A 25,005-nucleotide genomic window follows, 5' to 3' on the forward strand; every position below is an offset into this window, starting at 1 on the left:
GCGAACAGATCCGTTGTCGGATTCTGACCATCGCCGGTCGCGATTCGGTCCCGTCCCGCGCGCGGCTCCCTCGTACGTTGGGGGAAGTGCAGACGTGAGCCGAAGGGAACTCGACAGATGACCGCCGAGACGGTGCGTACCTGGCTGGACGAGGCCGACCGGGTCCTGGTCGCCGCCGGTGCGGGGCTGAGCACGGCCGCCGGGTACGACTACGGTGACGTCGAGCGGTTCAGGGAGCTGCTTCCGGCGCTGTACCGGCTCGGGCTGCGCTCCCGCTACCTGCTGGGCGTGCCACTGCCGGCCGACATGATGTGGGGCTACTGGGCCGTCCACATCGACGACATCCGTTTCGGGTCCGGGCCCAACTCCCTCTACCGGCGTCTGCGCGCACTCGTCGGGGAGCGCGACCACTGGGTGATGACGTCGAACGTGGACGCGCTGTTCGCCCGCAACGGCTTCGAGGCGGACCGCGTCTTCACCCCGCAGGGCGACTACGGACGGCTTCAGTGCACCGTGCCGTGCACGCAGGAGACGTGGGCCGCCAAGCCGTTCTTCGACCGGATCCTCGCCGCGTACGACCGGGACACGGGCCGGGTGACCGACCAGGCCGCGCTGCCCGTCTGCCCGCACTGCGGAGCGGACGTCTTCCCCAACGTGCGCGTGGGGCCCGAGTTCGTCGACGGCGCCTATCTGCCCGCCGGGGACAGGCTGGCGCGGTGGCTCGGCGACGCGCCCGAGGGTGCCCGCCTGCTCGTGCTGGAGATCGGCGCCGGTTTCAATACCCCGGGCGTGATCCGTCGGCCCATGGAGAACGTCGTACGCCACACCCCCGGGGCACGTCTCGTGCGGGTCAATCCGGACCACCCGGACGTCCCCGCCGACCTGGCGGACCGTGCGCTGTCCGTGCCGTTCGGGGCGGACGTGCTCCTCGACGCGCTCACCGCTCGACCCCTCCAACAGGACAGGAAGTGATGTCAGTGATGGCCGAATCGCCCGCGCCGAAGGTGACGGTCACCGGAGCCACCGGACGGCTCGGCGGCCGCGTCGCCCGCCGCCTGGCCGAGCGCGGTGTGGCACAGAGGCTGCTGGTGCGCAGCCCCGAACGGGCGCCCCGACTGCCCGGCGCCACACCGGTCCGCGGCGGCTACAGCGACCGTGACGCGGTCCTGCGCGGCCTGAGCGGTACGGAGACCGTGTTCATGGTGTCCGCCTCGGAGAGCGCCGACCGGCTCGCCGAACACAAGACGTTCGTGGACGCCGCCGCAGAGGCCGGCGTACGGCATCTCGTGTACGTGTCCTTCTTCGGCGCCGCGCCCGACGCCGCGTTCACGCTGGCCCGCGACCACTTCCACACCGAGGAGCACATCCGCGCGAGCGGCCTGGCGTACACCTTTCTGCGCGACAACGTCTACGCGGAGTTCGTCCCCGACCTGGCCGGTGAGGACGGCGTCATCCGCGGTCCGGCCGGGCAGGGGCGTGCCGCGTTCGTCTCCCAGGACGACATCGCCGACGCGGCCGTCGCGATCCTGGCCCGACCGGCCGACCACGCCGGCGCCACCTACGACCTGACCGGCCCCGAGTCCCTGACGCTGGACGAGGCGGCGGCGGTCCTCTCCGAGGTGCTCGGCCGCACGGTCACCTACGCGCCGGAGTCGATCGAGGAGGCGTACGCCTCCCGCGCCTCCTACGGCGCCCCGCAGTGGCAGCTCGACGCCTGGGTGTCCACGTACACGGCCATCGCGGCCGGCCAGCTCGACGGCGTGAGCGACGCGGTGCCGCACCTCACCGGCCATCCGGCCACTTCCCTCACGGACGTCGTCCGCGCCACCCGGGGCTGACCACGCACCACCCCGGCTCGCCCAGCGGCGAGCAGTCGACAAGGAGAACCAGCCCCCGGTGTTCCCACTCGCCGCCTACCGCACCGCGATCGCTTTGGACGAACCCTTCCAGTCGTCGGCGGTGCCCGCCCCGGCCGATCGGCTGGACGAGCACGTGCGCTCGGCGTTGAAGCTGCTCTGCCGTGACCCGGCCGTGCCGCGGCTCGGGCTGCGGGCCGACTCCCTGCCAGATCTCGCCGGCGCCGACGCGACGACGGCCCGCCGGGTGCTGCGTGCCCTGCTGACCGTCCGCGCCCCGGGACCCCTGCCCGACGGCGCCTCCGAGGCGCTGGACGCCGTCCTCGGCGCAGAACGCCGCCTGCGTCCAACGGTCTCGGCAGGTCGCCTGCCCACGATCGCGGAGGAGTTCCCCAACACCTCCTTTCCAGCGGCGCGTCGCACGGCACTGTGGCGGGGAGACATCACCACGCTCGCGGCGGACGCCGTCGTCAACGCCGCCAACAGCGCCCTGCTCGGCTGCTTCCGCCCTCTGCACCCCTGCATCGACAACGCCCTCCACAGCGCCGCCGGGCCCCGGCTGCGGGACGACTGCCAGACCGTCATCGCGCTCCAGGGGGACTCCGAGCCGACCGGCGCCGCCAAGATCACGCGGGGCTACCATCTGCCGGCCCGTTACGTCCTGCACACCGTCGGCCCGGTCATCGACGGCCGGCCCGGCGCGGGTGACGCGCAGGCCCTGGCCTCCTCCTACCGGGCCTGCCTGGACCTCGCCGCCGAAGTGGAGGTGATCCGTACCGTCGCCTTCTGTGCCGTGAGCACCGGCGTCTTCGGCTACCCCAAGGACGAGGCCGCCCCCGTCGCGCTGCGCACCGTCGCCGACTGGCTCGACGCGCACCCCGACCGGTTCGACCGGGTCGTCTTCACGGTGTTCGGTGCGGACGACGAGAGCGCCTACCGGCGTGCGCTGGGCAAGCGGTAGCGGCAAGCAGGAGAAGGGGATCAGTCCTCTGCCCGGCCGCGCACGGCGTCGCGGAAGTCGATCGGGGACCGGCCGGTCCGGTGCGTGAAGTACTTGCTGAACTGCGAGGGGTTGACGAAGCCGAGCTGCCGTGAGATCTCGGCCGCGGCCCGGTCGCTGTGCGCCAGCAGCCGTTTGGCCTCCAGGACGACCCGGCGGTCGACGAACTCCTTGGCGCTGACGCCGGTGGTGGTCAGCGTGGCCCGGGAGAGCGTACGAGCGGAGTAGCCGAGCAGGTGGGCGTAGTCCTCCACGCGCCGGGTGCGGGTGAAGTGCCGTTCGACCGCGTCACGGAACCGTACGTACGCCTCGTCCGGGTCCGGCGCGGGGCTGCCGGCCGGGACCGTGAGGTGGGCCAGCCGCAGCACGAGGACCGCCAGGAGGTGGCGCAGGGCCGCCGTGTGCACCTGAAGGGGCAGCCGGCCGAGCGCGTGGAACTCGCGGCTCAGGTGCTCCGCGGCGAGGTTCAGCGCCTCGTCGTCGTCGGCGGCGGGCGTGCTGACGACCGGGGCGTGCGGGTCGTCGACGCGGGCGGCCGTCGCGGTGGCCGGGTCGAGAGCGTCCTGCTGGAAGAGGATCACCGTGCCCTCGGCCCTCGTGAGGTCGCCCCACTGCTGCACCTGCCCGGGCCGGACCCACAGCCAGGAGCCCGGCCGGAGGGCGTGGCCGGTGAAGTCCACGGTGTGCATGACTTCGCCTGCCGTGAGGGTGAGCAGGTGATGGAAGTCGGGGCGCTGCGGACGGGCGAAGCTGTGCTCCGTTGCGCGCCTTCGCAGATCGACCAGCGACATGACCTCGATCCCGGCGGGCGTGCCCGCGGGTGCGGCGAACGGGATCTTGGGGATCTCCAGTGCGAAGCCGTGTCGGTTTTTGGCCATTCGCCAGTGTATCGGGCACGGGGGCAGGTCCGGGCCGACCGGACGTCCCAGGAGCCGGGCAGCAGCGAGGCCGGCCCTCAGCCCCTACTTCCCCAGCAACGCGGGGTCGGCCGTCTACGCCCTGCACCAGTCCTCGGAGGCGCTCTCACCAGGATCGGGGCTCGCGGTCTTCGCCGGCTGGGTCGCGCCGGCCCTCGCCGGGGCGGCGTACCGGCTCGTGAAGTCCGACGCCTGACCAGGGCACGAGACAATGGTGTCCATGAGTGAGGAACGCGCGGCAGCCGCCGCGGGCACCCCCCGGGCGACGGCGCCGTCGTCGTCCCCCGGGCTCGACGCCGCCTGGGCGCACCCGCTCCTGGGCCGTCTGCTGCGCGGGCAGAACCGCCACCAGCTCATGGACCGACGGTATCCGTGGCTGCTCGACACCGCCGTGGTGCTGGTCGTCGCCCTCCTCAGCCTGCCCGACCTGCTCTCCGACAGCAGTAACGGTCCCTTCGGTGAGACGGGCAACCGCGATCAGCTGCCGTACGGCGTCCTGGTCGTCTTCGCCGTCGCGCAGATCGTGCCGTTGTGGTGGCGCCGCAGGGCCCCGGAGGTCACGTTCTTCGTGATCCTGCTGGTGTCCGTCGTCCAGTGGTCGCTGGGCGTCTGGCAGCAGGCCGGCGTCAGCGCGCTCGTCGCCCTGTACGCCCTGGCCCTGTACGGTTCCTTGCGGGCGCTGGGCTGGGCCGCCGCCCTGACTCTGGCCGGGCTGACGCTGGCGGTCACCGTCCTGGTACATGTCGAACATCCGCTGCTCGGCCTCTTCTTCCTGCTGGGGACGGCGACGGCGGCCATCACCATCGGTCTGACGCTCCGTATCCGCGGGATGTACCTGGCGGCGCTGGAGGACCGTGCCAGACGCCTGGAGATCGAGCGCGACCAACGCGCCCAACTCACCGCGGCCGCCGAGCGGTCCCGGGTCGCCCGCGAGATGCACGACATCGTCGGCCACAACCTCTCCGTCATGGTCGGTGTCGCCGACGGCGCCGCGACCCTCGCCGCCAACCGGAACGAACAGTCCGCCGAGGCCCTGCGCATCCTCGGCGACACCGGCCGCCAGGCCATGGGCGAACTGCGTCGCGTGCTGGGCGTCCTGCGGGGCGGGCAGGAGGACGTGCGGCTGCTCAGCCCGCAGCCGGGAATCCCCGACCTCGACCCCCTGGTGGCGCGGGTCCGCGCGGCGGGGCTGACGGTGACGTACCGGACGGTGGGCGATCTCGACGCGCTGGGCGGCGGCGTCCAGCTCACCGTGTACCGCATCGTCCAGGAATCACTCACCAACACCCTCAAGCACGCGGGTACAGGCTCCACCGCCGAGGTGTCCGTGACCGCCGACGCCGGCACCGTGCGGATCCGGGTGACCGACACCGGCGTACCGCCGGGGGCGCCCGCGCCCACGCCTGCGGAATCAGGGCAACGGACCGACGACCCCGGGAACGGCCTGGTCGGCATCCGTCAGCGGGCCGCCATGTACGGCGGTGCCGTCACCGTCGGCCCTCGCGACACCGGGCACGGCTGGATGGTGGACGTCACGCTCGACGTGCCGTCCACACCCCACCCTTCGGCTACGGAAGAACCGTCGGCTTCAGGAGACCATCTGTCATGACGACCGTGCTGATCGCCGACGACCAGCCCCTTCAGCGCATGGGCTTCCGGATGCTCCTGGAGGGCACCCCCGGCCTGACTCCGGTGGGCGAGGCCGAGCACGGGGCCGCGGCCGTCCGTCTGGCCGCGGAGCTGCGCCCCGACGTCGTCCTCATGGACATCCGTATGCCCGGTATGGACGGCCTGGAGGCGACGCGCCGGATCGTGGCCACCGGCGGCCGGACCCGCGTTCTCATCGTCACCACCTTCGACCTCGACGAGTACGCATACGACGGACTTCGGGCCGGTGCCAGTGGCTTCCTGCTCAAGGACGCCCGCCCCGAGGAACTCGTCGCGGGCATCCACGCGGTCGCGACCGGTGACGCCGTCGTGGCTCCCAGCCTGACCCGGCGTCTGCTGGACGCCTTCGCCCACCAGGTGCTGGCCCCGTCCGGCGCCCCCGCACCGGAGGACCCCCGGCTCCAGACGCTCAGCGAACGTGAACGCGAGGTGCTGGTCGCCATCGGCCACGGCTGGACGAACACGGAGATCGCCGAACGGCTCGTCCTCACCGAGTCCACGGTGAAGAAGCACGTCGGCAGGGTCCTCGCCAAGATCGGTGCCCGGGACCGCATCCAGGCCGTGATCCTGGCGTACGACGCCGGCCTGGTCAGAGCGAAGCCGTAACCGTCCGGCTCGACACCCGCCCCCCGGTCGCGGTTGAGACCCGCGAAGTCGGCGTTCGACTTCGGGTGGGGCTCGAGGCCGGTGGCTTACTGATAGAACGCCGCCAAAGCCAGCAGATCAGGGCAGTCGAGTGTTGTCGCCCCCTCCCAGTTCATCGGCAGGGGCATGACATCTCCAGGTCGATCCGTGGATTCTCGCTGCGCGCCGTGGCGGGGCTCTACTGGCTGTTCGCCAGCCAAAGGCCGGACGGCACCGGCTTCGGGTACCCGGACGAGGCCGCCGACCCGGCCCCTGCCGCCTTGATGGTGGCACCGAGTCAACAGGTTGTGGCCCCGACCTCCCGCGCAGCGGCAAGGTAGGCGAGAACGAGTGGCCGTTCGTCGTCCTGGCAGGCGGCCACCGCCAGTTGGGACGGGGAAACGCCCCGGACCGGCACGGCGATCACCTCGTCCCGGACGACCAGCGGGGCGTTACCGGTGGCCAGCAGCGCCACCCCCTGGCCGCTGGCGACCGCCTCGTAGGTCTCCTCGGCGCTGGCCACCACCCCGCCGATCCGCGGCTGGCGACCGTCGCGGGCGTCCAGGGCGAGCCAGTAGTCACGCAGCGGGCCGGCCTCCGGAGGGAGGGCGAGGAAGGGCTCGTCCAGCAGGTCGGTGAAGTCCACCTTTCCCTCGGGGTCGGACGCGGCCCGCGCCGCCAAGGGGTGCCCGTCCGGCAGCGCGACCAGCCGAGGCTCACGGGCCACCACCGCATACTGGTAACGGTCGTCGTCCGGCAGTGGCAGCCAAACGAAGGCGACGTCGCTGGATCCATCCGCCAATCCGGCACTGGGATCCGCCCAGTTGACCTGGCGCAGGACGGGCCGCGCGTCCGGATGCCGGGAAACAAGGCGAGTGCGCAGGGCGGGCAGCAGCCCGCGGCCCGGGCTGGTGGACATGCCGATCACGAGAGTGCACCGCTCGGCGGTCTTCGCCTCCTCCAGCGCCGCCTCCGCGGTCTGCCAGGCGGCCAGCACCTCGTGGGCGTGCGGTAACAGGGCCTCCCCCACCGAGGTCAACCGCACTGTCCGCCGGTCCCGTTCGAACAGGACCACGCCGAGTTGCTTTTCCAGCATCCGTATCTGCTTGCTCAGCGCGGGTTGGGAGACGAACAGCCGCTCGGCGGCGCGGGTGAAGCTCAACTCCTCGGCGACCGAGATGAAGTAGCGCAGATCGCGCCCATGGACATTCATAACTCATGGCTATCACAACGGGACTTGGACGCTGCTCTGGCTCCTGACGAAGGATGGGACCTGTCGACGGGGAGCCCCGGACGGCAGTTGACGAGGGAGATGAAGATGAGCGAGAACGCCAAGGTCTGGCTGGTCACCGGCGCGAGCAGCGGTTTCGGGCGGGCCATCGCGGAGGCCGCGGTCGCCGCAGGTGACACGGTGATCGGCACGGCTCGACGGACCGAGGCGCTGGACGACCTGGTCGCCGCGTACCCGGACCGTGCGGAGGCGATCAGCCTGGACGTCACCGACGGCGAGCAGATCGATGCGGTGGCCGCCGACGTCCTGGCCCGTTACGGCAGAGTGGACGTGCTGGTGAACAACGCCGGCCGCACCCAGGTGGGGGCGTTCGAGGAGACCACCGACCGGGAGCTGCGCGACCTGTTCGAGCTGCACGTGTTCGGCCCGGCGCGGCTGACCCGGGCGCTGCTGCCGCAGATGAGGGAGCGGGGCAGTGGATCGGTCGTGAACATCAGCAGCTTCGGCGGGCAGCTGTCCTTCGCCGGGTTCTCCGCGTACAGCGCGACCAAGGCGGCGCTGGAGCAGCTGTCGGAGGGCTTGGCCGACGAGGTGGCGCCGTTCGGCATCAAGGTGCTGATCGTGGAGCCCGGCGCGTTCCGTACCAACCTGTTCGGCAAGGGTGCGGCGTACTTCTCCGAGGAGAACCCGGCGTACGCGGAGAAGGTCGGCGCGACCCGGCAGCTGGTGCAGGGCGGCGACGGCAGCCAGCCCGGCGACCCGGCGAAGGCCGCGGCGGCGATCCGGCTGGCTCTGGACGCCGAGAAGACCCCGCTCCGTCTTGCCCTCGGCAGCGACGCGGTCGACTCCCTGACCGGACACCTGGACTCCGTACGGGCCGAGCTCACCGAGTGGGAGAAGGTCTCCCGGGGGACGGACTTCGACACGGAGTGACAGCCGGACAGGGGGAGGATCCGGCCGGCGCGGGCCTGGCCCCAGCCCCAGCCCCAGCCCCAGCCCCAAGATCCGCCTCACGCCCCCGAAGTGAGACGCACCAGCACGGCCGCCGGTGTCGATCCCGGCGACACCCGCAGGGCGTCTCCGTCCCAGACCGCCGAGCCGGTGGTCGCGGTCGACGGGTGCAGGATCTCCGTGTGGACCTCGCGGCCCGCCAAGTCCGCGACGGGCACACGGAGTTCGGGGGTCGCCGACCCGCCCCGGCGCCAGACCGTCACGTACGACGGGCCATCGGGCACCCGCATCCCCAGGGCCAGCCACTCGTCCGTCCACCCCGGCAGGCCGAGCGGCCAGAACGGTACGGCCTTCGCGAGATCGCCGCGGATGGTCTTGTAGACGGCCACCGCGTCCCGTACGAGGGCCAGTTGCTGCTCGGACATCCGGTTCAGGTAGCCGGAGAGGTGGATCCGGCCGAGCAGCGCCCCGCCGAGGGTGAAGGTGATCAGGTCGTCGTCGAAGTCGGGCTGCGGGTAGGCCCAGACGGCGCCCTGCTCGGGCGGCACCGCCGTCGGCGCGGCGGCGGCGATGGGCGGAAGGCACAGCGGATCCTGCTGGTCGCTGGTGGACTGGAGCTGGGTGACGGCCAGCGTGGCACCGTCCATCCGCATCCCGCCCGAGGCACAGTTCTCGACGACGAGCCCGGGGTGGCGGTCCTGGAGCTCGGACAGCCAGTCCAGGTAGGCGCGGGTGTGGCCCAGCAGTCCTGCCCCGGGTGAGATGTCGTCGGGGGCGCAGGTGCCCGGGTCGACCGCGATGTTGTAGTCGAGCTTGAGGTAGCCCACGCCCCAGTCGCCGACGATCCGGTCCACCGTCTTGTCGAGGTGGGCGCGGGCGGCCGGGTGCCGGAGGTCGAGCTGGTGTCGGCCCTGCTCGCTGAGCCGCACGCCGTCGCGTTGGAAGAAGGCGTCCGGCGGGAGCGTGGCCGCGACGGGGCTGCGGACGCCGACGACCTCCGGCTCCAGCCACAGCCCGGGCACCATGCCGCGCTCGCGAATCCGGTCGAGGACCGCCTGGATGCCGCCGTCGGGGAAGCGGCGCGGCGACGGCAGCCACTCGCCGACGCTGTCCCACCAGCCCTCGGTGTCGTCGTCGTACCAGCCGGAGTCGATGCAGAAGTACTCGGCGCCGGCCTCGGCGGCCGCGTCGATCAGGGGCAGCAGCTTCTCGGTCGTGGGGTCGCCCATCAGGGTGTTCATGTAGTCGTTGAAGACGACGGGGAGGGTGGTGTGGTCCGGGTGGGGGCGGCGTACGGCACGCCGGTACGAGGTCAGCGCGCCCATCGCCTCGTCGAACCCGGCGCCCAGGGCCAGCGTGGCCGGCACGGTGGTGAACTCCGCGCCGGGCGCGAGACGGGTCCGCCACTGGTGTTCCGCGTCCGTGGGGCCGTTCAGCGCCAGATACGTGCCGTGTGCGCGTTCGCCCAGGTCCCAGCGCCAGCCGGCCGGGGACTCGATCTGCCACAGCCAGGTCCGGCCGCCGGCCCGTTCCGTCAGTGCGCCCATGGCGAGGTGGCCGTCGGTGGGCCAGCTGCCGCGTCCGGTGAGGACGAGGGCGGCCCGGCTGTCGTGCTGGTGGGCGTCGACGTTGATGTCGGCGACGGTGCTGCGCAGGGGCTCGGCGTACCAACGGCACTCGGCGAGCCAGTCGTTGCGGGCCCGGTGCACGTCGAGGGCATGCGGGGCCGGCAGGCCGCCGAGCAGGAGGCTGCTGACGGACTGGACGGTCAGGGGCCGCGTGCCGTCGTTGCGCAGCCGGACCTGAGAGCGGAGCACGGGCAGTCCGACGGGGGACGTCAGCTCGACGAACGCCGTCAGCCCGGTCGCCTCGTCGTGGAGTTCGACGGTCAGCCACTCCCAGCCGGGGCGGCTGCCGCTGCGGTGGGCCCGGTGGGTCAGCCGCGTACCGAGGGCGGTGCCGGTGAAGCGCGGGCCGGACCAGCCGCTGCCATGGCCGAGGGCGGTCAGCTCGACGAGGGGCAGCGCGGATTCAGGGTGGGCGGGCCCGGCCTCGCCGGGAGGGGCCAACCGGACCAGCCGCAGGGTGCCGTCGGGGGCGGTGGCGAACTCGGCCGTGAGGGCCGAGTGCCCCCAACTCAGTTTGTTCTCGGGTTGGTTGGTGGCGTTCCTCATCGCGTCCGCCGTACCGGCCAAGGCGTCTCCCCTCCCGACCCCCGCCCGGCCCGTGCGCCGGCGGCGGTCCGCGTCAGTCGCGTGAATCCATCGTTACGGTCTCTTGACGACCCCATTGTGACCGGTCACAATCCTGGCATGAATGTGACCGGTCACACAAGGCGCCCGGCGAGCATCAGGGACGTCGCGACGGCCGCCGGGGTCTCGTACCAGACCGTCTCGCGGGTGATCAACGGGCATCCCAGCGTCAAGCCGTCCACCCGGGAACGGGTGCTCGCCGCCATCGAAGAGCTGGGCTTCCGGCGCAACGCCACCGCCCTCGCACTGGCCAGCGGCCGCACCAGGACCGTGACCGTGCTCACCGCCAACACCACCCACTACGGCTACGCCTCCATCCTCCAGGGCATCGAGGAGGCCGCCCGCGCCGCGTCCTACGCGGTCGGGATCGGCGTCCTCGAATCGGCGGAGGACGCAGCCGTCGCCGCCGAGGTGCAGCGCGCGGCGGACGCCGGCGGCGGGCTGATCGTGATCGCCTACGATCCGGCCGGTGTACGGGCGTTGGGAGCCGTCCCCGCCGAACTCCCGGTCGTCGGCGTGGTCGAGACTCCCGCGGCCCCGCCCGGCGGCGACCGCCCCTGGGTGTGGACCGACGACCGCGAGGCCGCCTACCAGGCGACCCGGCATCTGCTCTCCCTCGGCCACGAGAGCGTGCACTACGTCGCCATCCCGTCCAGCACCCGGCGCACCAGCGCCCGCACCAGCGGCTGGCGCCAGGCGCTCAAGGAGGCCGGGGCGCCCGAGCCCCGTCCGGTGCAGGGGAGCTGGGGTCCGGCGGGCGGTCACGCGGCGGGCCACAGGCTCGCGAAGGACCCGGCGGTCACCGCGATCCTGTGCGGCAACGACGACCTCGCGCTCGGCGTGCTGCGCGCCCTGCACGAGGCCGGCCGGTCCGTCCCCGGTGAGGTCAGCGTGGCCGGGTTCGACGACGCCCCGCACGCCGCCTATCTGACCCCGTCCCTGACGACCGTACGCCTGGACTTCACCGGTCTGGGCCGGGCCGCTTTCGCCCTGCTGCACGGGGTTCTGGAGGAGTCCGCGCAGATCGCCCCGCATCCCGTGTCCGTACCGGAGCTGGTGGTGCGGGAGAGCTCGGGGTCGCCGTCCCTCGATCGCTGACGTCCCCCTACAGGCACCGCTGTTCTGAATCCTGCCCTGCCCTGCCCTGAACCACCTGGTCTCGAAAGGCACGCGATGAAGACAAGAGTTCTCCCCACCCTGGCCCTCATATCCGCCCTCGGCCTGGCCGCCACCGCGTGCAGTGATCCCACGGCCGGCGACTCCGGCGACTCCGGCACGGACGGGAAGCAGACGGCCGTGAACCCGACGGCCCGGCTGGACGGCGTGAAGCTGACCATGTGGACCGCGCAGAACACGGTCAACGCGCCCAAGCAGGTCGTCGAGGCCTTCGAGAAGGCCACCGGCGCGAAGGTGGAGACGCAGGCGATCCCGGACCTGTACGAGCAGAACGTGCCGACGAAGCTCGCCTCCGGCGACCGCCCGGACCTGATGTTCTGGCAGCCGTCGATCTCCACGCTGCCGTTCATCCAGCCCAAGCAGAACCTCCTCACCCTCGACGGGGAGCCCTGGGTGTCCAAGCTCGGCGACACCGAGAGGTCGCTCGGCGTCATCGACGGCAAGCGGTACGCGGCGATCGTCACCAGCCCCGCCATGCTCGGCGTCTACTACAACAAGGACGTCTTCAAGAAGGCCGGACTCACCGAGAAAAACTTCCCGAAGTCGTACGACGAGCTGCTGGCCCTCGGCCGCACCGTCAAGGACAAGACCGACGCGGCCGCCTTCTACGAGGCCGGCGGCGACAAGTGGCCCCTCCAGTGGCAGATGCAGGTCCAGCTCACCGACCTCGACAAGCAGTGGTGGGCCGGTCTGAACCAGAACAAGGAGAAGTGGACCGACCCGGTCGTCGTCGCCGCGATCAAGAAGTACAAGGAGAAGCTGCTCGACGCCGGACTCGCCCAGAAGAACTACCGGACGGGCACCTTCACCGGTCAGGCCGACGCCCTGTGGAACGGTGAGGTCGGCATGGCCCTCAACGTCACCTCCTTCCAGAGCCAGTTGCAGGCCAAGCACTCCACCGCCGACCTCGACCAGAAGATCGGCTGGTTCCCGATCGCCAACTCCTCGGCGACCGGCCTGTACTCCCCAGACCAGACCAACGGTGTGGTCGCGTTCAAGACCGGCGACGAGAAGCGGCAGAACGCCGCCCGGCAGTTCCTCGCCTTCTGGCTCGGCCCCGACTACGCCGACTACATCAAGGCGATGAAGATCCCGTCCGTCCAGCCGTCCGTGCCGACGCCCGAAGGGCTCCCGCAGACGTCCAAGGACCAGGTCGCCGCCCTGCCCAAGGCGATCGGGGTCTTCCAGGCCAAGGCCATCGTCGCCCCGGACACGCACCTCTACCTGGCCGACATGCTCTACGGAAAGAAGAGCCCCCAGCAGGTCGCCCAGGCCATCCAGGACCAGTTCGCGCAGGTGGCCAAGGCCCAGGCCGCGCCCGGCTTCTAGACGACACGGGACTCTCCGATGGCGGACACAGCCATACGTACGCGGAAACGGGCAGGCACCAGCAGTGGGCCCAAGCAGGTGGGGCGGCTGCCGCGCGCCGCCGTGCACCACCCCTGGTGGTTCGCGCTCCCCGCGATCGCCGTCTTCGCGGGCTTCTTCCTGGTGCCGAACCTGCTCAACTTCTACTACCCGTTCACCAACTGGTCCTCGTACCACGCGGACATCGCCTTCACCGGCCTCGACAACTTCAGGACCATCGCCGACGACGGCTCCCTGCTGCGCGCGATCCGCACGACGCTGCTCTACGCCTTCCTGGCCGCGCTGTTCCAGAACGGCTTCGGGCTGGTGCTCGCGCTGCTGCTGGAGGCGGACACACGTTTCAACCGGTTCTTCCGCGCGGTCTTCTTCCTCCCGGTGCTCATCTCGGCGCTGGCGACCGGATATGTCTTCCAGGCCCTGCTGGACCAGGACGGCGCCGTGAACTCCGTGCTGGGCACGGACGTTCCGTGGCTGGGCTCGACGACCTGGACGCTGGTCCTGGTCACCCTCATCCACGGCTGGAAGTGGATGGGCCTGTCCATGCTGATCTATCTCGCCGGGCTGAAGGGCATCCCCGGCGACATGCTCGAAGCGGCTCGGATGGACGGTGCCGGGCCCTGGCGGACCTTCTGGTCGGTGCGCTGGCCGATGCTCGCACCGGCCGTCACCTTCAACGTCACCACGGCGCTGATCGGTTCGATGAACACCTTCGACATCGTGCAGGCCACGACGGGCGGCGGACCCGCGGCCTCCACTGAGGTCTTCAACATCTACATGTTCCGCATCTTCGGACAGGGCCTGTACTCCCAGGCCTCCGCGATGAGCCTCGTCCTCTTCCTGGTGGTGGTCGCCGTCGCGATCCCGCTGGTGGTCGGCCTGCGGCGAAGGGAGCAGCTGCTGTGACCGCGGTGATGTGGCGCTACGGCCGCCCTGCCCTCGTCCTCCTTCTCGCCTCCCTCGCCGTCGGCGTACCCCTGTGGCTGGTCGTCGTCACGTCGGCGAAGCCGCAGGCGGAGGCCATCAAGCCGAACCTGGACCTGCCGGTGCACTGGCAGCCCGCCAGCAACTACCAGGACGCCGTCAGCCAGGGCGAGATGCTGCGCGGTTTCGTCAACTCCCTGCTCGTCGTGGTGCCTTCGGTCGTCCTGGTGCTGCTCCTCGGTGCCGGTGCCGCCTGGGTCTTCGCCCGCCGCAAGTCGAGGCTGGTCTCGGCGGCGTACGCGCTGTGCATCAGCGGGCTGCTGCTGCCGCCCGCCGTCATCACCATCGTGATGGAGCTGCGGCAGCTCGGGCTCGCGAACACCCGGCCCGGGATGATCGCCGTCTACACCGGGATGTACCTGTCCACGTCGATCTTCTTCATGACGGGCTTCATCCGCGCGATCCCCATGGAATTGGAGGAGGCGGCCCGGATGGACGGGGCAGGGCCGGCGCGGATCTTCGCGCGGATCATCCTGCCGTTGCTCAGGCCGGTGATCGCCACCGCGACGATCATGGTGATGCTCTACGCCTGGAGCGACGTCTTCTACGCCTTCTTCGTCCTCGGCGGCGGCGAACGGGCCACCCTCCCGCTCAACCTCTACAAGGTGGCCAGCGCCCAGCTCTACCTCAACAACTGGCATCTCGTCTTCGCGTACGTCGTGGTGATGAGCCTGCCGATGGTCGCCGTGTTCCTCGTCGGCCAGCGAAAGATCGTGTCCGGAATCACCAGTGGAGCCGTCAAGTGACTGGAGGTCCAGCAGCGTGATCACCCCCACCCGCACGAGAACCCGTACCAGAACCGCCTTGATGACAGCAGTACTTGGAGTAGCCGCCATGGCAGGCAGTCTTCCCGCCGCAAGCCCGGCCGCAGCCGCCGACCCGCAGCGCCTCACCGTCGATCTCGCCTCCTCCGAGGGCCCGGTGATGCTCGGCGCCAACGGCGCGCTGTACGGGCTCAGCGACGACGGGGTGCCCAGCGACGCCGCGCTGGAACCTCTGAAGATCACCAGCATCTCGCAGAAGCCGGAGGGCGGCGTCCAGCACCCCAACGGCGACGCGCTCACCGTCTCCAAGTCGTTCTTCCGCAACGGCGGCGGCGAGATCAACGTGATGATGCAGGACATCTACGCCAAGTGGCCGTACGAGAACCTGGGCATCGACGACTACCTGCCCAAGGTCGACAAGATCACCAAGGAGATCGCGGGCGACCCGAACAGCGAACGGTTCGTCTACATCCCGTTCAACGAGCCGGACTTCATCTGGTACAACCTCAAACCCGAAGGGCCCCAGTACGAGGCGGAGCGCGACCGGTTCTTCGAGCACTGGAAGACGGTGTACCACCGGATCCGCGCCATCGACCCGGACGCGACGATCGCCGGCCCCAACGAAACCGGCTACTACCCCGTCTTCCTGAGGGACTTCCTCACCTTCGCCAAGCGCGAGAACGTCCTGCCCCAGGTGATGACCTGGCACGAGTTGAGCTCCAGCTCGCTGCGCGACTTCCAGGGACACCACGACAACTACCGTGCCCTCGAACGGGAACTGGGCATCGGCCCACTGAAGATCAACATCGATGAGTACGCCAACCGCCGCGACCTTTCCGTACCGGGTCAACTCGTGCAGTGGGTCTCGATGTTCGAGCGCAACAAGGTGTACGCGAACCAGGCCTACTGGGACGCCGCCGGCAACATGGACGGCAACGTCGTCCGGTCCAACATCCCCAACGGCGGCTGGTGGTTCTTCCGTTGGTACGCGGGCCTGACCGGCGACACCGTCAGGGTGACCCCGCCGCAGGCCAACACCATCGACACCCTCCAGGGCCTCGCCTCCCTCGACCCCTCGCGCCGCCAGGCGCAGGTCCTGCTCGGCGGCTCGGCCGGTGACGCGGACGTCGTGGTGAAGAACGTCTCCCGCTCAGTCTTCGGCCGCACGGTCACCGCGACCATCGCCGAGGCCGCCTGGTCCGGCTACGAGGGGCAGCACGCGACGCCCCGCGTCCTCGCCCGTACGAAGGTGAAGGTCGCGGACGACGGCACGGTGACCGTCCCGCTGCGCGGCCTGCACAAGATGTCCGCGTACCGCATCGTCCTCACCCCCGGCGGCTCCGGCACGCCGACTGCCGCGTCCGTCCCCTGGTCGGCGTCGTACGAGGCCGAGGACGCGGCCATCACCGACGGCAAGGTCTACACCCAGGGCACGGTGAGCAACGCCAACGGCTACGCGGCCTCCGGGACGAAGGACGTCGGCTCGCTCAACACCGCCACCAGCAAGGTCGACTACACGGTGTCGGTCCCTCAGGACGGCACGTACGACCTGGCGATCCTGTACGGCAACCAGTCCGGAGCACCGGCCACGCAGAAGCTGTCGGTCGACGGCCGGGACCCGGTCACGGTCACGTACCCCTCCACCGAGAACTGGACCTACCGCGCCAAGAAGGACGTCACGCTGCGGCTCCCGGCAGGCACCCACGTGCTGTCACTCGCCAAGGGCGACGCCGAGGTCACCCTCGACCGCATCGACCTGACGGCTCACAAGGGGGCGCCGTCCGCGTCGTACGAGGCCACGCTCGCGGACATCAGCGGGAAGCCCTCGTACGACTACTCCTCGTCGGCCGGGGTGGGCACGGGCGCCCTCGTCCTGCGCTCCGGCGACAAGGCGGTCTTCGACGTCTACGCCCCGCGCGACGGCTACTACACGGTGGTGCCGCGGGCTTCGGCGCCGGTGCGGCTCGCCCTGCACGGGGAGAGCGTGGCGCCAGTGCCGGGCCGGCCGCTGCGGCTCTACCTGGTGGCGGGCAACAACCGCGTCGCGGTGACGGCCAAGCACGCGGCCGTGCGCTCCCTCGACGTCCGGGGCGACGGCTCCACCTCCGGCACGCTCTCCTACGAGGGTGCCTCCGCCACCCTCCAGGGCGGCGCCAAGCTCGTCGACTCCGCCCACGCCTCCGCCGGCTCGTACGTCGGGTGGCTCGGCAACAGTGCCGACAGCACCGCCGAGTTCGCGGTGGACGCGCCCAGGTCCGGCCGCTATCTCCTGGTCGTCCACTACGCGCACAACGACCGCCGCGACAACGGGCACGCCTACAACACCGACATCATGTCCCGTACGGCGGACATCACGGTCGGGACCGGCGACCCGCGGAAGGTCACCTTCAAGAACACCTGGAGCTGGGACGACTACTGGACGGTGGGTGTCCCGGTCGACCTGAAGAAGGGCTCCAACAAGGTGACGTTCGGCAACGCGAGCGCCTGGGCGCCGAACATCGACCGGATCGAGCTGGGCCGCGTCATCGGCTGACCGGACCGGACACGCTGAGGCCTCGGTCCGATGGGGACCGAGGCCTCAGCGGCGCCCTGAGAGTCACTCGTCGTTCACCCAGCGCATGAGCCGTTGCAGGGGGTAGAAGCCGTCGTGGGAGAGGCCCGGTGGCATGCCGCCCGCCCGGCCGAGGGACACCACGCGCTGGACTCCGGCGCAGGCGAGGGCGTCGCGCAGTTCCGCCTTGCGGGCGTCCGGGTACACGCCGACCGTCTGGGTGGCGACCCCGGCGTGTGCAATGGCTTCGGACAGCGCGGCGACCGGAACCACGTTGACGATCTTTCCGTCGGGGTGGAAGTCGACCGGTTCGGGTGAGCGGATGACCAGGCCCCGGCCGTCATAGCCGCCCCACACCCGGTACTCGGGCGCCAGGGAACGCAGTACGTCGATCTCCTCGCGGAGTTCGGCGGCGACCCGCGGTCCGTCGGCGGAGCTGAACTCCCGTGCCACACCCAGGCGTTCGCACAGCAGGGCGGCGTAGCGGTCGGCGTCGTCCCACGAGCCCTCGACGAACTGGAAGCGGCTGGCCACGCACGCCTGCTGGTTGAAGAACGTGGCGTCGGCGGCGCCCGCGTCGGCGACCCGGGCCAGGTTCTCCGGGGATGTGAAGGCCTCTCTTCCGATGAGGGAGATGGAGGTCTTGGGGTCGAAGGAGACGAGTTCGAATCCCGGACCGACGTACCTCAGCGCCCCGCGGATCGTGGCCTCGCCGCCCCAGGCGACCAGCTTGTCGAAGAACTGCGGGCGGAAGAGGACGCTCTCCACCGTCTCGTCGCCGCCGCGCCAGTACACCGCGGAGAAGGAGCGCACCACGGGGTGGCCGGGGGCCACCGCGGCCATCGTGCGCAGGATCGCCGTCGCGGTGAACAGGTCGTTCGAGGGCAGCTTCAGCAGGTTGACGCCCTTGGTGAGGGCGCCGCGCACGACCGACATCGCGGCGACGCCGGGTGCGTTGCCGGCAATGATGTGCACCAGGCGCGGCGGGAACGCGCGGATTGCGGCCGTCCGGTCGTCGGGCAGCCGTACCTCGCGCCAGCCGTCGAGGACGTCCGCTCCGCCGAGTTCGTGGTCGATCTGGGCGTGCAGGCCGGTGCGCTGGAAGCTGCGCCACAGCACGGCATAGGCGCGTTCGAGCACTTCGGCGGGGAGCGGGCTGACCCGGACCATGCGGTCCAGGGCCTCGGCGAGCAGGCCGTCGCGGTCCGCCCTGAGGGCCTCGCCGGTCTCGACGAGCAGGTCGACGATCTCCGCGACGGGCACGTGGAAGGCGGGGCCGGGTTCGGTGCGGGGCCAGACGAGGCGGTCCAGGTCGAGGGCCGGTGCGGTGAAGGCGGCGCCCGGGCGGCCGTGCGCGGTGGGCGAGCCGTGGTCGACCTCGCCGCGGACCACGTGGACCACGGCCACCGGGTCTGCCGCGGTGCCGTCGAGTGTCGTGGGGCTCATCCGTGGATCATCCCTCGCACATAGGAGTCGAGTGTGGCGGCGCAGGTGATCTTGTCGTCGCCACCGAGGTCGCCGTAGCGCTGGATGTCCGGCAGGACGGCCGGCCCCGATCTGCCGCAGTCGCACCGCGAGAAGTCCACGAGGACCCGGTCGCCGCTGATCAGCCCGCCCCAGCGGCCTTCCAGGGAGACGTCCAGGAAGGCGAACCGCCCTTCCACGACGCCGTGTTCCGCGTTCAGCAGCGTCTCGCCCGCCTGGTCCAGCACCAGAGGGATCACCCATGGCGGCACGTGGTAGTTGCCCTTCTCGCAGGCCAGGCAGGAGCCCTGGAGCTCGGTCATGCCGTAGCTGCGTACGCGCCGTACCCCTTCGTAGAAGGCGGCGAACTGCGCCTGGTAGTCGTCGGGCAGGGCGCGGCCCTTGTTGCCGCCGCCGCTGAGCACCAGTGTGTCGGGGTGGAGACTTCCGTCCGGGACGCCCCGGGCGCGCAGGGCCTGGATCAGGGCGAACTGCTGGTTGTTCATCCCGGCGATCAGCAGTGGTTCGTCGCGGTGCGCGGCGATGTCGTCGACGATCCGCGTCACCGCCGCGTCGAGCTCCGCCTCGCGGCTCTCGGACGCCGTTTCGAAGGAGCTGATCTCCTGTGGCGTCGCGGTGCCCTCCGCCATCCTGCGGCGCAGCAGCGCGCTGCTCATCAGCTCGGACACCTTCAGCGGGTCGTCGGTGAGCAGTCGGGTCTCTCCGGGCAACGCGAAGACCTCGGCGTGCCACCGGAAGCCGTCGATGGAGCGCATCGGGCCGCTCGCCGGAGCCAGCAGGTAGCCGCGGCGGGTGGGCTTCGGCGGGAGCGGGTCGGGCCAGCAGGTGAGGTTCTCCAGGATGTCGTGCAGGAATCCCAGGTCGCTCGCGTCGCAGTTGAGGAAGGAGACCTTCCCCGACGTGCCGCTGGTGATGTACGGGCGGTGGCCGGCTGCCGTGATGCGTTCGGTCCACTCGTCGATGTCGCGTACGCCGTCGACGTCGACGGCGTCGGGTTCCACCGCCGAGACGGTCGTGTACCAGCGCAGGAGCCGGTCCCAGCGGCCGGCGGTGATGAGGGAGACGGGGTACGACTTGTAGCTGGTGTGCGAGAAGAGGAGAGGGACGAGGTCCTCGAAGGCGGTGACCTCGCGTACGCCGGTCTCCTCCGCGCGGGTGCGCAGCAGCGGGATGCGTTCGCGGTGGGCGGCGAAGGCCTCACGCGCGGCTTCGAGCTGCAACTCCCTTGTCTCTTGGCCGGGTTGTTCGAAGGTGTCGCCGGACAGAACCAGGGATCGGATCTGTTCGCGTGCGCTTGTCACAGCTCCCACCTCAATCAGTCGCATAGGTTGTCTTTTCGGCGAGGTAGGACGACTCGATCGCGTCCAGGCTCCCGCGCAGTTCCTTGGGGGTGCCGGTCATGGTGATGCGGCCGCGGTGCAGGACGTACACACGGTCCGCGATGTCGAGCACCTTGCGGACGTGCTGTTCGACCAGCAGGGCGCCGAGGCCCTGGTCGGCCGCCTCCCGCACCGCGCGCAGGAGACGGTCGACCACCAACGGGGCGAGGCCGAGGGACAGTTCGTCCGCGAGGAGCAGCCGGGGAGCGCGGCACAGGGCGCGGGCCAGCGACAGCATCTGCTGTTCGCCGCCCGACAGCATGCCCGCACTGGTCCTGAGCCGTTTCTCCAGTTCGGGGAAGAGGGCGAGGGCCTGCTTCGCGGTCACCCTGCCCACGCGGAGGTTGTCGGCGGTGTCGAGGCGGCTGAAGACGGCCCGCTCGCCGACGTAGGCGAGTCCGGCGCGGGCGCGGCGGTGCAGCGGCGACCGGTCGGCCGCGCCCAGCCATCGCACCTCCCCGCTCATCGGCGCCAGGTCGCCGGCCAGCGCCCGGAGGGTCGTGCTCTTGCCGGCGCCGTTGGGTCCGAGCAGGGCGACGACCTCACCGGGGCGGACCTGGAGGTCGAGGTCGCGGACGACGGGTCGGGCGCCGTATCCGGCGGACAGGGCGCTGGCTTCGATCAGGGGCGCGGTGTCGTGCACGGACGTTCTCCTTCGGTCAGCCGGCCGGCTTCGCCGTCAGCACCTTCCGGACGTCGACGAAGGTCGACCCCGCCTTCGCCCACTCGATCTTTCCGTCGCGGATGGTCAGTTCGGTGGCGGTGGTGTTGTGAATGCGGTCGAGGCCCTTGATGGGCAGGGCCGTCGACGCCTTCCAGCTCAGGGGCGGGGTCAGGCCGCCGGTGTCGATGCCCGTCGTGGTGTTCAGCTCCTGCACCAGGGCCTTCGCCGAGATCGTGGGCAGTTGCCTGACGGCCTCGGTGAAGACCTTGAAGGCCACCCAGGTCGTCCCGTTGGCGCCGTTGGTCGTGTCGATGTCCTTGCCCTGGGCCGCCGCGACGAAGTCCTTCCAGGCGGGGTCGGAGATCGGCGGGTAGTAGCCGGTGATCGCGGAGCCCTCCAGCGGACTGCCGCTCCCGCCGGTGCTCTCGGCGAGCTGCGGGGTGAGGTTGCCGACGACGCTGCCGAGCTTCGTCTTGGCGCCGGACTGCACATACGACTTCACGAACAGGTCCGAGTGCGTGCCGAGGATGACGCTCACGCAGTCACTGCCCTTGGTCGCGGCGGCGACCTGCGGGGCGAGGTCGGTCGCGGTGACCGGCACCTTGAGGTCCTTGGGCGCCGCCCCTCCGGCGGAGACCGCGCCGAGGGTGAGGAACTGCGAGACGATCGCGGCGGCGGCCACGTCGTACCGTACGCCGGAGATCTTCTTGCAGCCCTCCTCGACCAGTTGCCGTCCGTGGGCCGCGAACACCACGGGGGTGCCGCCGTTGACCGGGAACGACAGCGGGTTGGAGAACTCCGCCGCCGAGACGCCGGTCCCTCCGATGTAGGGGATGCCGGCCTTCTGCAGGATGGGCATGTAGCGGTCGCCCGCGAGGCTGTAGGAGCCCACCACGGCGACCACCTTCTCGGCAACGGCCTGCTGGGCGCACTTCTCGGCCTCGTCGGGGTCACCCTTCTCGTTGCAGGTGAGTACCTTCAGCGGGCCGCCCTTGATGCCGCCGTTGGCGTTGATCCACTTCTCGTAGGCCTGGGCGGTGAGCCGGATCCCGGGCTGGGCGCTGCCCTGGGTGTCCTCCGGCGCCCAGACCATCACCTTGACCGGCGAGCCCTTCAGTGACGAGGTCTCGGTCGAGCTGCCGGAGGCCTCTCCCCCGCAACCGGCGGCGAGGAGGGCTCCGGTCACCGCGAGACAGCTCGCTGCGGCGGTTCTGCGTCGGCGTGAGTCGTTGTTCATGGTCCCTCCGCGGGGCACGGCCCGGATGGGCGAGGACGAGATGCCGAACAGAATGCGGTGTGCGGTTTCGTTAGTGAAGTACTCTGGACACAATTATTTAAATAAATATGCTGTCTCTCACGCTAGGGATAGGAGGTTCCGGTGGATGACATCCTGCGCTTCGCACTGCTCGGCCTGGGACTCGGTGCGCTGTACGCGCTCACCGCGCACGGCATCGTGCTGGTCTACCGGGGCTCCGGTGTCCTCAACCTCGCGCACGGCGCGATCGGGATGGCCGGCGCCTATGTGCAGTGGGAGCTCGCAAGCCGGCACGGGGTGGGGTACTGGCCCGCCACCGCTTGCGGGGTGCTCGCCTCCGCGGTGCTGGGCGTGCTCACCCATCTGCTGGTGCTCCGCCCGTTGCGCGGGGCGTCCACCCTGGCCCGGCTGGTCGGCACGCTGGCGGTGTTCATCGTGCTCACCGCCGTCGCCGTCAAACGCTACGGAGACAGCCTGCAGTTGGTGCCGGGCAAGCTGCCCACCCGGCTGCTGACGATCGCAGGGGCGACGGTCTCCGAGGACCGTGTCTGGCTGCTCGGCATCGCGGTCGCCGTGACCGTCGTCCTGCACCTCCTCTACAAGCGCACCCTGTTCGGTCTGGGCACCACCGCCGTCGCGGAGAACGAGAACACCGCCGCCGCGCTCGGCTGGTCCCCGGACCTGATCGCCACCGCCAACTGGGCACTGGGCTCGGCGCTCGCCGGACTCACGGGCATCCTGATCGTGCCGGTCATCGGTCTGTCGGTGACCGGGCTGACCACACTGCTGCTGAGCGCGCTGGCCGCCGCCCTGGTCGGCAGGTTCTCGTCGTTCCCGGTCACGCTGGCGGGTGGTCTGGTCATCGGCCTCGTGCAGTCCGAGCTGACCCGCTTCGGCTCCGACGTCACCGGGCTCGCCGCGTCGGTGCCCTTCCTCTTCATCGCGCTCGTCCTGGTCGCGCGCGGTCGAGCGCTCCCCTTGCGTGGCACGTTCCTGGACCGGCTGCCCGCCCTCGGCACCGGACGGGTGCGGCCCGTGCCGCTGGCTGTCGCCGTCGCGGTCGGGTTGTGCCTGGTGGCGCTGTCGACGCCGCTGTGGGCCGACGCGATCACCAACACGCTGGTGCTGTCGCTGATCATCCTGTCGATCGTCGTGGTCACCGGTTACGCGGGGCAGGTCTCCCTCGCGGCCTACGCCCTGGCCGGGACCGGTGCCTTCATCGCGGGACACACCGCGGCCGACTGGGGATGGCCCTTCGAACTCGCTCTGCTGGCAGGTGTGTTGGGTACGGTGCCGATCGGCCTGCTCTTCGCGCTCCCCGCGGTCCGCACGCGCGGGGTCAATCTCGCGATCATCACGCTCGGCCTCGGCACCACGCTGGAGGCGATGGTCTTCCAGAACACCGATCTGTCGACGACCCCCGGCAGCGACGGCATCGCGGTGGGCAAACAGACGCTCTTCGGCATCAGCATCTCCGGAGTCGACCATCCGCAGCGGTACGCCGCCGTGGTGCTGGTGATGTTCGTCGCCGCCACGCTCGTGGTCGCCAACGTCCGGCGCAGCCGGACCGGCCGCCGGCTCATCGCCGTACGGGCGAACGAGCGGGCCGCCGCCGCCCTCGGCATCGACGTCCGCGCGGCCAAGCTCTACGCCTTCGGCCTGTCCGCGGCCATCGCCGCGCTCGCCGGAGTCCTCACCGGCTTCCGCTCGACCTCGGTGGTCTTCTCCGACTTCGCGAGCTTCGACTCCATCACCGCGCTGGGGCTCGCCGTCATCGGCGGTGTCGGCTTCCTCGTCGGCCCGCTGTTCGGCGCCACCTTCGCCGCCGGCACGGTCGGCGCCCGCTTCGGAGACCTGGTGCTGCCCGGGCTGAGCGAGTGGATGCCGTTGATCGGCGGGGTGATCCTGGTGCTGACGCTGGTGGGCAACCAGGACGGCATCGGCAAGGAGCTCGGCAGGCAGGCCAAGGGCGTCCGGCGCAAGCTCTCCCCGAAGCGGGGTCCGGCCGTACGCAAGGACGAGTCGGCGGCCGTACTGCAGGGCGGGCCGGCCGCCCCGAACGTGCCCCGCGCCGCACCGCTCCCCCTCCACGTGCGGGACCTCACGGTCCGCTACGGCGGAGTCGTCGCCGTCGACGGGCTCTCGCTGGACGTCGAACCGGGCCAGGTCGTGGGTCTCATCGGACCCAATGGGGCCGGCAAGACCTCCGCCATCGACGCCGTCACCGGCTTCACCCGGGCCGCGTCCGGCAGTGTGCGGCTCGGCGACCGGGACGTGACCCGTCGGCCGGTGCACCGCCGGGCGGCGGCCGGGCTGAGCCGGTCCTTCCAGTCGCTGGAGCTGTTCGAGGACATGACCGTCCTGGACAACCTGTACGCGGCCTGCGACCGGCCCGGCCGGTGGGCGTACCTCACGGACCTGGTCCGCCCGGGGAGTCGCCCGCTGCCCGCTCATGTGCTCGTCGCCGTGAGGGAGTTCGGGCTCCAGGACAGGCTGGACCGGCCGGTGGGCGACCTGTCGTACGGTGAGCGGCGGCTGCTGGCCATCGCCCGCGCGGTGGCGGCCTCCCCGTCCGTGCTGCTCCTGGACGAACCGGCCGCGGGGCTGTCGGACGACGAAACGCGGGAGTTGGCCCACCTGGTGCGGCGGCTCGCCGAGGACTGGGGCATGGGGGTACTGCTCGTCGAGCACGACGTCGACATGGTCATGAGCGTCTGCGACCGGGTCGTCGTCCTGGACTTCGGACACCGGATCTGCTCCGGTACGCCGGAGGAGGTGCGCCGCGATCCGGCGGTCCGGGCGGCCTATCTGGGCGACCTGGAGCCGGAGACGCTGTCCTGACGGGCCGCCCCGCCCATCCGAGCAGCCAGAAACCGGAGGCGC

19 protein-coding genes and 1 pseudogene are annotated in these 25,005 nt (G+C 70.9%); 13 read left to right on the forward strand and 7 right to left on the reverse strand.

What is annotated here, in order from left to right:
• The first annotated feature begins 117 nt into the window (after positions 1 to 117).
• Genes ACFYWX_RS37790 through ACFYWX_RS37800 form a run of 3 tightly spaced genes read left to right on the forward strand, consistent with a single transcriptional unit; the run spans position 118 to position 2,817 of the window.
• Positions 118 to 972 (forward strand): NAD-dependent protein deacetylase of SIR2 family, encoded by an 855-nt coding sequence (locus ACFYWX_RS37790; protein ID WP_389429424.1) that lies wholly within the window; start codon positions 118 to 120, stop codon positions 970 to 972.
• Positions 972 to 1,838, forward strand: a complete 867-nt coding sequence (locus tag ACFYWX_RS37795; protein ID WP_389429426.1) for an SDR family oxidoreductase — start codon at positions 972 to 974, stop codon at positions 1,836 to 1,838. Before ACFYWX_RS37790 ends, ACFYWX_RS37795 begins: the two co-directional genes overlap by 1 nt.
• 58 nt (positions 1,839 to 1,896) lie before the next feature.
• A complete protein-coding gene (locus ACFYWX_RS37800) occupies positions 1,897 to 2,817 on the forward strand; it encodes a macro domain-containing protein (protein ID WP_389429427.1) in 921 nt (306 codons plus the stop codon).
• A gap of 20 nt (positions 2,818 to 2,837) precedes the next feature.
• Here the strand turns inward: ACFYWX_RS37800 and ACFYWX_RS37805 are convergent, their stop codons facing one another.
• A complete protein-coding gene (locus tag ACFYWX_RS37805; RefSeq protein ID WP_389429429.1) occupies positions 2,838 to 3,734 on the reverse strand; it encodes a helix-turn-helix domain-containing protein in 897 nt (298 codons plus the stop codon).
• 76 nt (positions 3,735 to 3,810) lie between these two features.
• Here ACFYWX_RS37805 and ACFYWX_RS37810 point away from each other — a divergent pair.
• The 3 genes and pseudogenes from ACFYWX_RS37810 to ACFYWX_RS37820 form a co-directional block, all read left to right on the forward strand.
• Positions 3,811 to 3,969 (forward strand): annotated as a pseudogene (locus ACFYWX_RS37810) (ABC transporter permease); the annotation flags it as partial.
• Positions 3,970 to 3,993: 24 nt separating this feature from the next.
• Complete coding sequence (locus tag ACFYWX_RS37815) at positions 3,994 to 5,382, forward strand: sensor histidine kinase (RefSeq protein ID WP_389429431.1); 1,389 nt, start codon at positions 3,994 to 3,996, stop codon at positions 5,380 to 5,382.
• Positions 5,379 to 6,047, forward strand: coding sequence for a response regulator (locus tag ACFYWX_RS37820; protein WP_389429433.1), 669 nt, complete (start codon positions 5,379 to 5,381; stop codon positions 6,045 to 6,047). The genes ACFYWX_RS37815 and ACFYWX_RS37820 overlap by 4 nt, the downstream gene beginning before the upstream one ends.
• A 316-nt stretch (positions 6,048 to 6,363) precedes the next feature.
• Here ACFYWX_RS37820 and ACFYWX_RS37825 read toward each other — a convergent pair whose 3' ends face one another.
• Positions 6,364 to 7,278, reverse strand: coding sequence for a LysR substrate-binding domain-containing protein (locus ACFYWX_RS37825; RefSeq protein ID WP_389429435.1), 915 nt, complete (start codon positions 7,276 to 7,278; stop codon positions 6,364 to 6,366).
• Between the two features lie 105 nt (positions 7,279 to 7,383).
• On the opposite strand from ACFYWX_RS37825, the gene ACFYWX_RS37830 reads away from it, so the two are divergent.
• Positions 7,384 to 8,229 carry an oxidoreductase gene (locus ACFYWX_RS37830; RefSeq protein WP_389429436.1) on the forward strand — a complete coding sequence of 282 codons (846 nt, stop codon included), beginning with the start codon at positions 7,384 to 7,386 and terminating at the stop codon, positions 8,227 to 8,229.
• 77 nt (positions 8,230 to 8,306) lie between these two features.
• Here ACFYWX_RS37830 and ACFYWX_RS37835 read toward each other — a convergent pair whose 3' ends face one another.
• Positions 8,307 to 10,421: an alpha-galactosidase gene (locus tag ACFYWX_RS37835; protein WP_389429517.1), complete on the reverse strand. Its 2,115-nt coding sequence runs from the start codon at positions 10,419 to 10,421 to the stop codon at positions 8,307 to 8,309.
• Between the two features lie 138 nt (positions 10,422 to 10,559).
• Here ACFYWX_RS37835 and ACFYWX_RS37840 point away from each other — a divergent pair, with 138 nt between their 5' ends.
• The 5 genes from ACFYWX_RS37840 (at position 10,560) to ACFYWX_RS37860 (ending at position 17,321) form a co-directional block, all read left to right on the forward strand.
• On the forward strand, positions 10,560 to 11,597 hold the full coding sequence (locus ACFYWX_RS37840) for a LacI family DNA-binding transcriptional regulator (RefSeq protein WP_389429437.1): 1,038 nt from the start codon (positions 10,560 to 10,562) through the stop codon (positions 11,595 to 11,597).
• Between the two features lie 75 nt (positions 11,598 to 11,672).
• Entirely contained in the window at positions 11,673 to 13,004 is a 1,332-nt protein-coding gene (locus ACFYWX_RS37845) for an ABC transporter substrate-binding protein (RefSeq protein WP_389429438.1), read from the forward strand.
• Positions 13,005 to 13,022: 18 nt separating this feature from the next.
• Complete coding sequence (locus ACFYWX_RS37850) at positions 13,023 to 13,946, forward strand: carbohydrate ABC transporter permease (RefSeq protein WP_389429439.1); 924 nt, start codon at positions 13,023 to 13,025, stop codon at positions 13,944 to 13,946.
• Positions 13,943 to 14,770, forward strand: a complete 828-nt coding sequence (locus tag ACFYWX_RS37855) for a carbohydrate ABC transporter permease (RefSeq protein WP_389429441.1) — start codon at positions 13,943 to 13,945, stop codon at positions 14,768 to 14,770. The genes ACFYWX_RS37850 and ACFYWX_RS37855 overlap by 4 nt, the downstream gene beginning before the upstream one ends.
• Positions 14,771 to 14,858: 88 nt before the next feature.
• Positions 14,859 to 17,321, forward strand: a complete 2,463-nt coding sequence (locus ACFYWX_RS37860; RefSeq protein WP_389429442.1) for a cellulosome protein — start codon at positions 14,859 to 14,861, stop codon at positions 17,319 to 17,321.
• A gap of 63 nt (positions 17,322 to 17,384) precedes the next feature.
• On the opposite strand, the gene ACFYWX_RS37865 is transcribed toward ACFYWX_RS37860, so the two are convergent.
• Genes ACFYWX_RS37865 through ACFYWX_RS37880 form a run of 4 tightly spaced genes read right to left on the reverse strand, consistent with a single transcriptional unit; the run spans position 17,385 to position 22,104 of the window.
• Positions 17,385 to 18,785, reverse strand: a complete 1,401-nt coding sequence (locus ACFYWX_RS37865) for an acyl-CoA reductase (protein WP_389429444.1) — start codon at positions 18,783 to 18,785, stop codon at positions 17,385 to 17,387.
• Positions 18,782 to 20,125, reverse strand: coding sequence for a hypothetical protein (locus ACFYWX_RS37870; RefSeq protein WP_389429445.1), 1,344 nt, complete (start codon positions 20,123 to 20,125; stop codon positions 18,782 to 18,784). Before ACFYWX_RS37870 ends, ACFYWX_RS37865 begins: the two co-directional genes overlap by 4 nt.
• 10 nt (positions 20,126 to 20,135) lie before the next feature.
• Positions 20,136 to 20,846 carry an ABC transporter ATP-binding protein gene (locus ACFYWX_RS37875; RefSeq protein WP_389429446.1) on the reverse strand — a complete coding sequence of 237 codons (711 nt, stop codon included), beginning with the start codon at positions 20,844 to 20,846 and terminating at the stop codon, positions 20,136 to 20,138.
• A gap of 16 nt (positions 20,847 to 20,862) precedes the next feature.
• Positions 20,863 to 22,104 carry an ABC transporter substrate-binding protein gene (locus tag ACFYWX_RS37880; protein ID WP_389429448.1) on the reverse strand — a complete coding sequence of 414 codons (1,242 nt, stop codon included), beginning with the start codon at positions 22,102 to 22,104 and terminating at the stop codon, positions 20,863 to 20,865.
• 141 nt (positions 22,105 to 22,245) lie between these two features.
• On the opposite strand from ACFYWX_RS37880, the gene ACFYWX_RS37885 reads away from it, so the two are divergent.
• On the forward strand, positions 22,246 to 24,963 hold the full coding sequence (locus ACFYWX_RS37885; protein WP_389429449.1) for an ATP-binding cassette domain-containing protein: 2,718 nt from the start codon (positions 22,246 to 22,248) through the stop codon (positions 24,961 to 24,963).
• The last annotated feature ends 42 nt before the right edge of the window (positions 24,964 to 25,005 follow it).

The organism is Streptomyces sp. NPDC002888 (genome assembly GCF_042888465.1).
Taxonomy (GTDB): Bacteria; Actinomycetota; Actinomycetes; order Streptomycetales; family Streptomycetaceae; genus Streptomyces.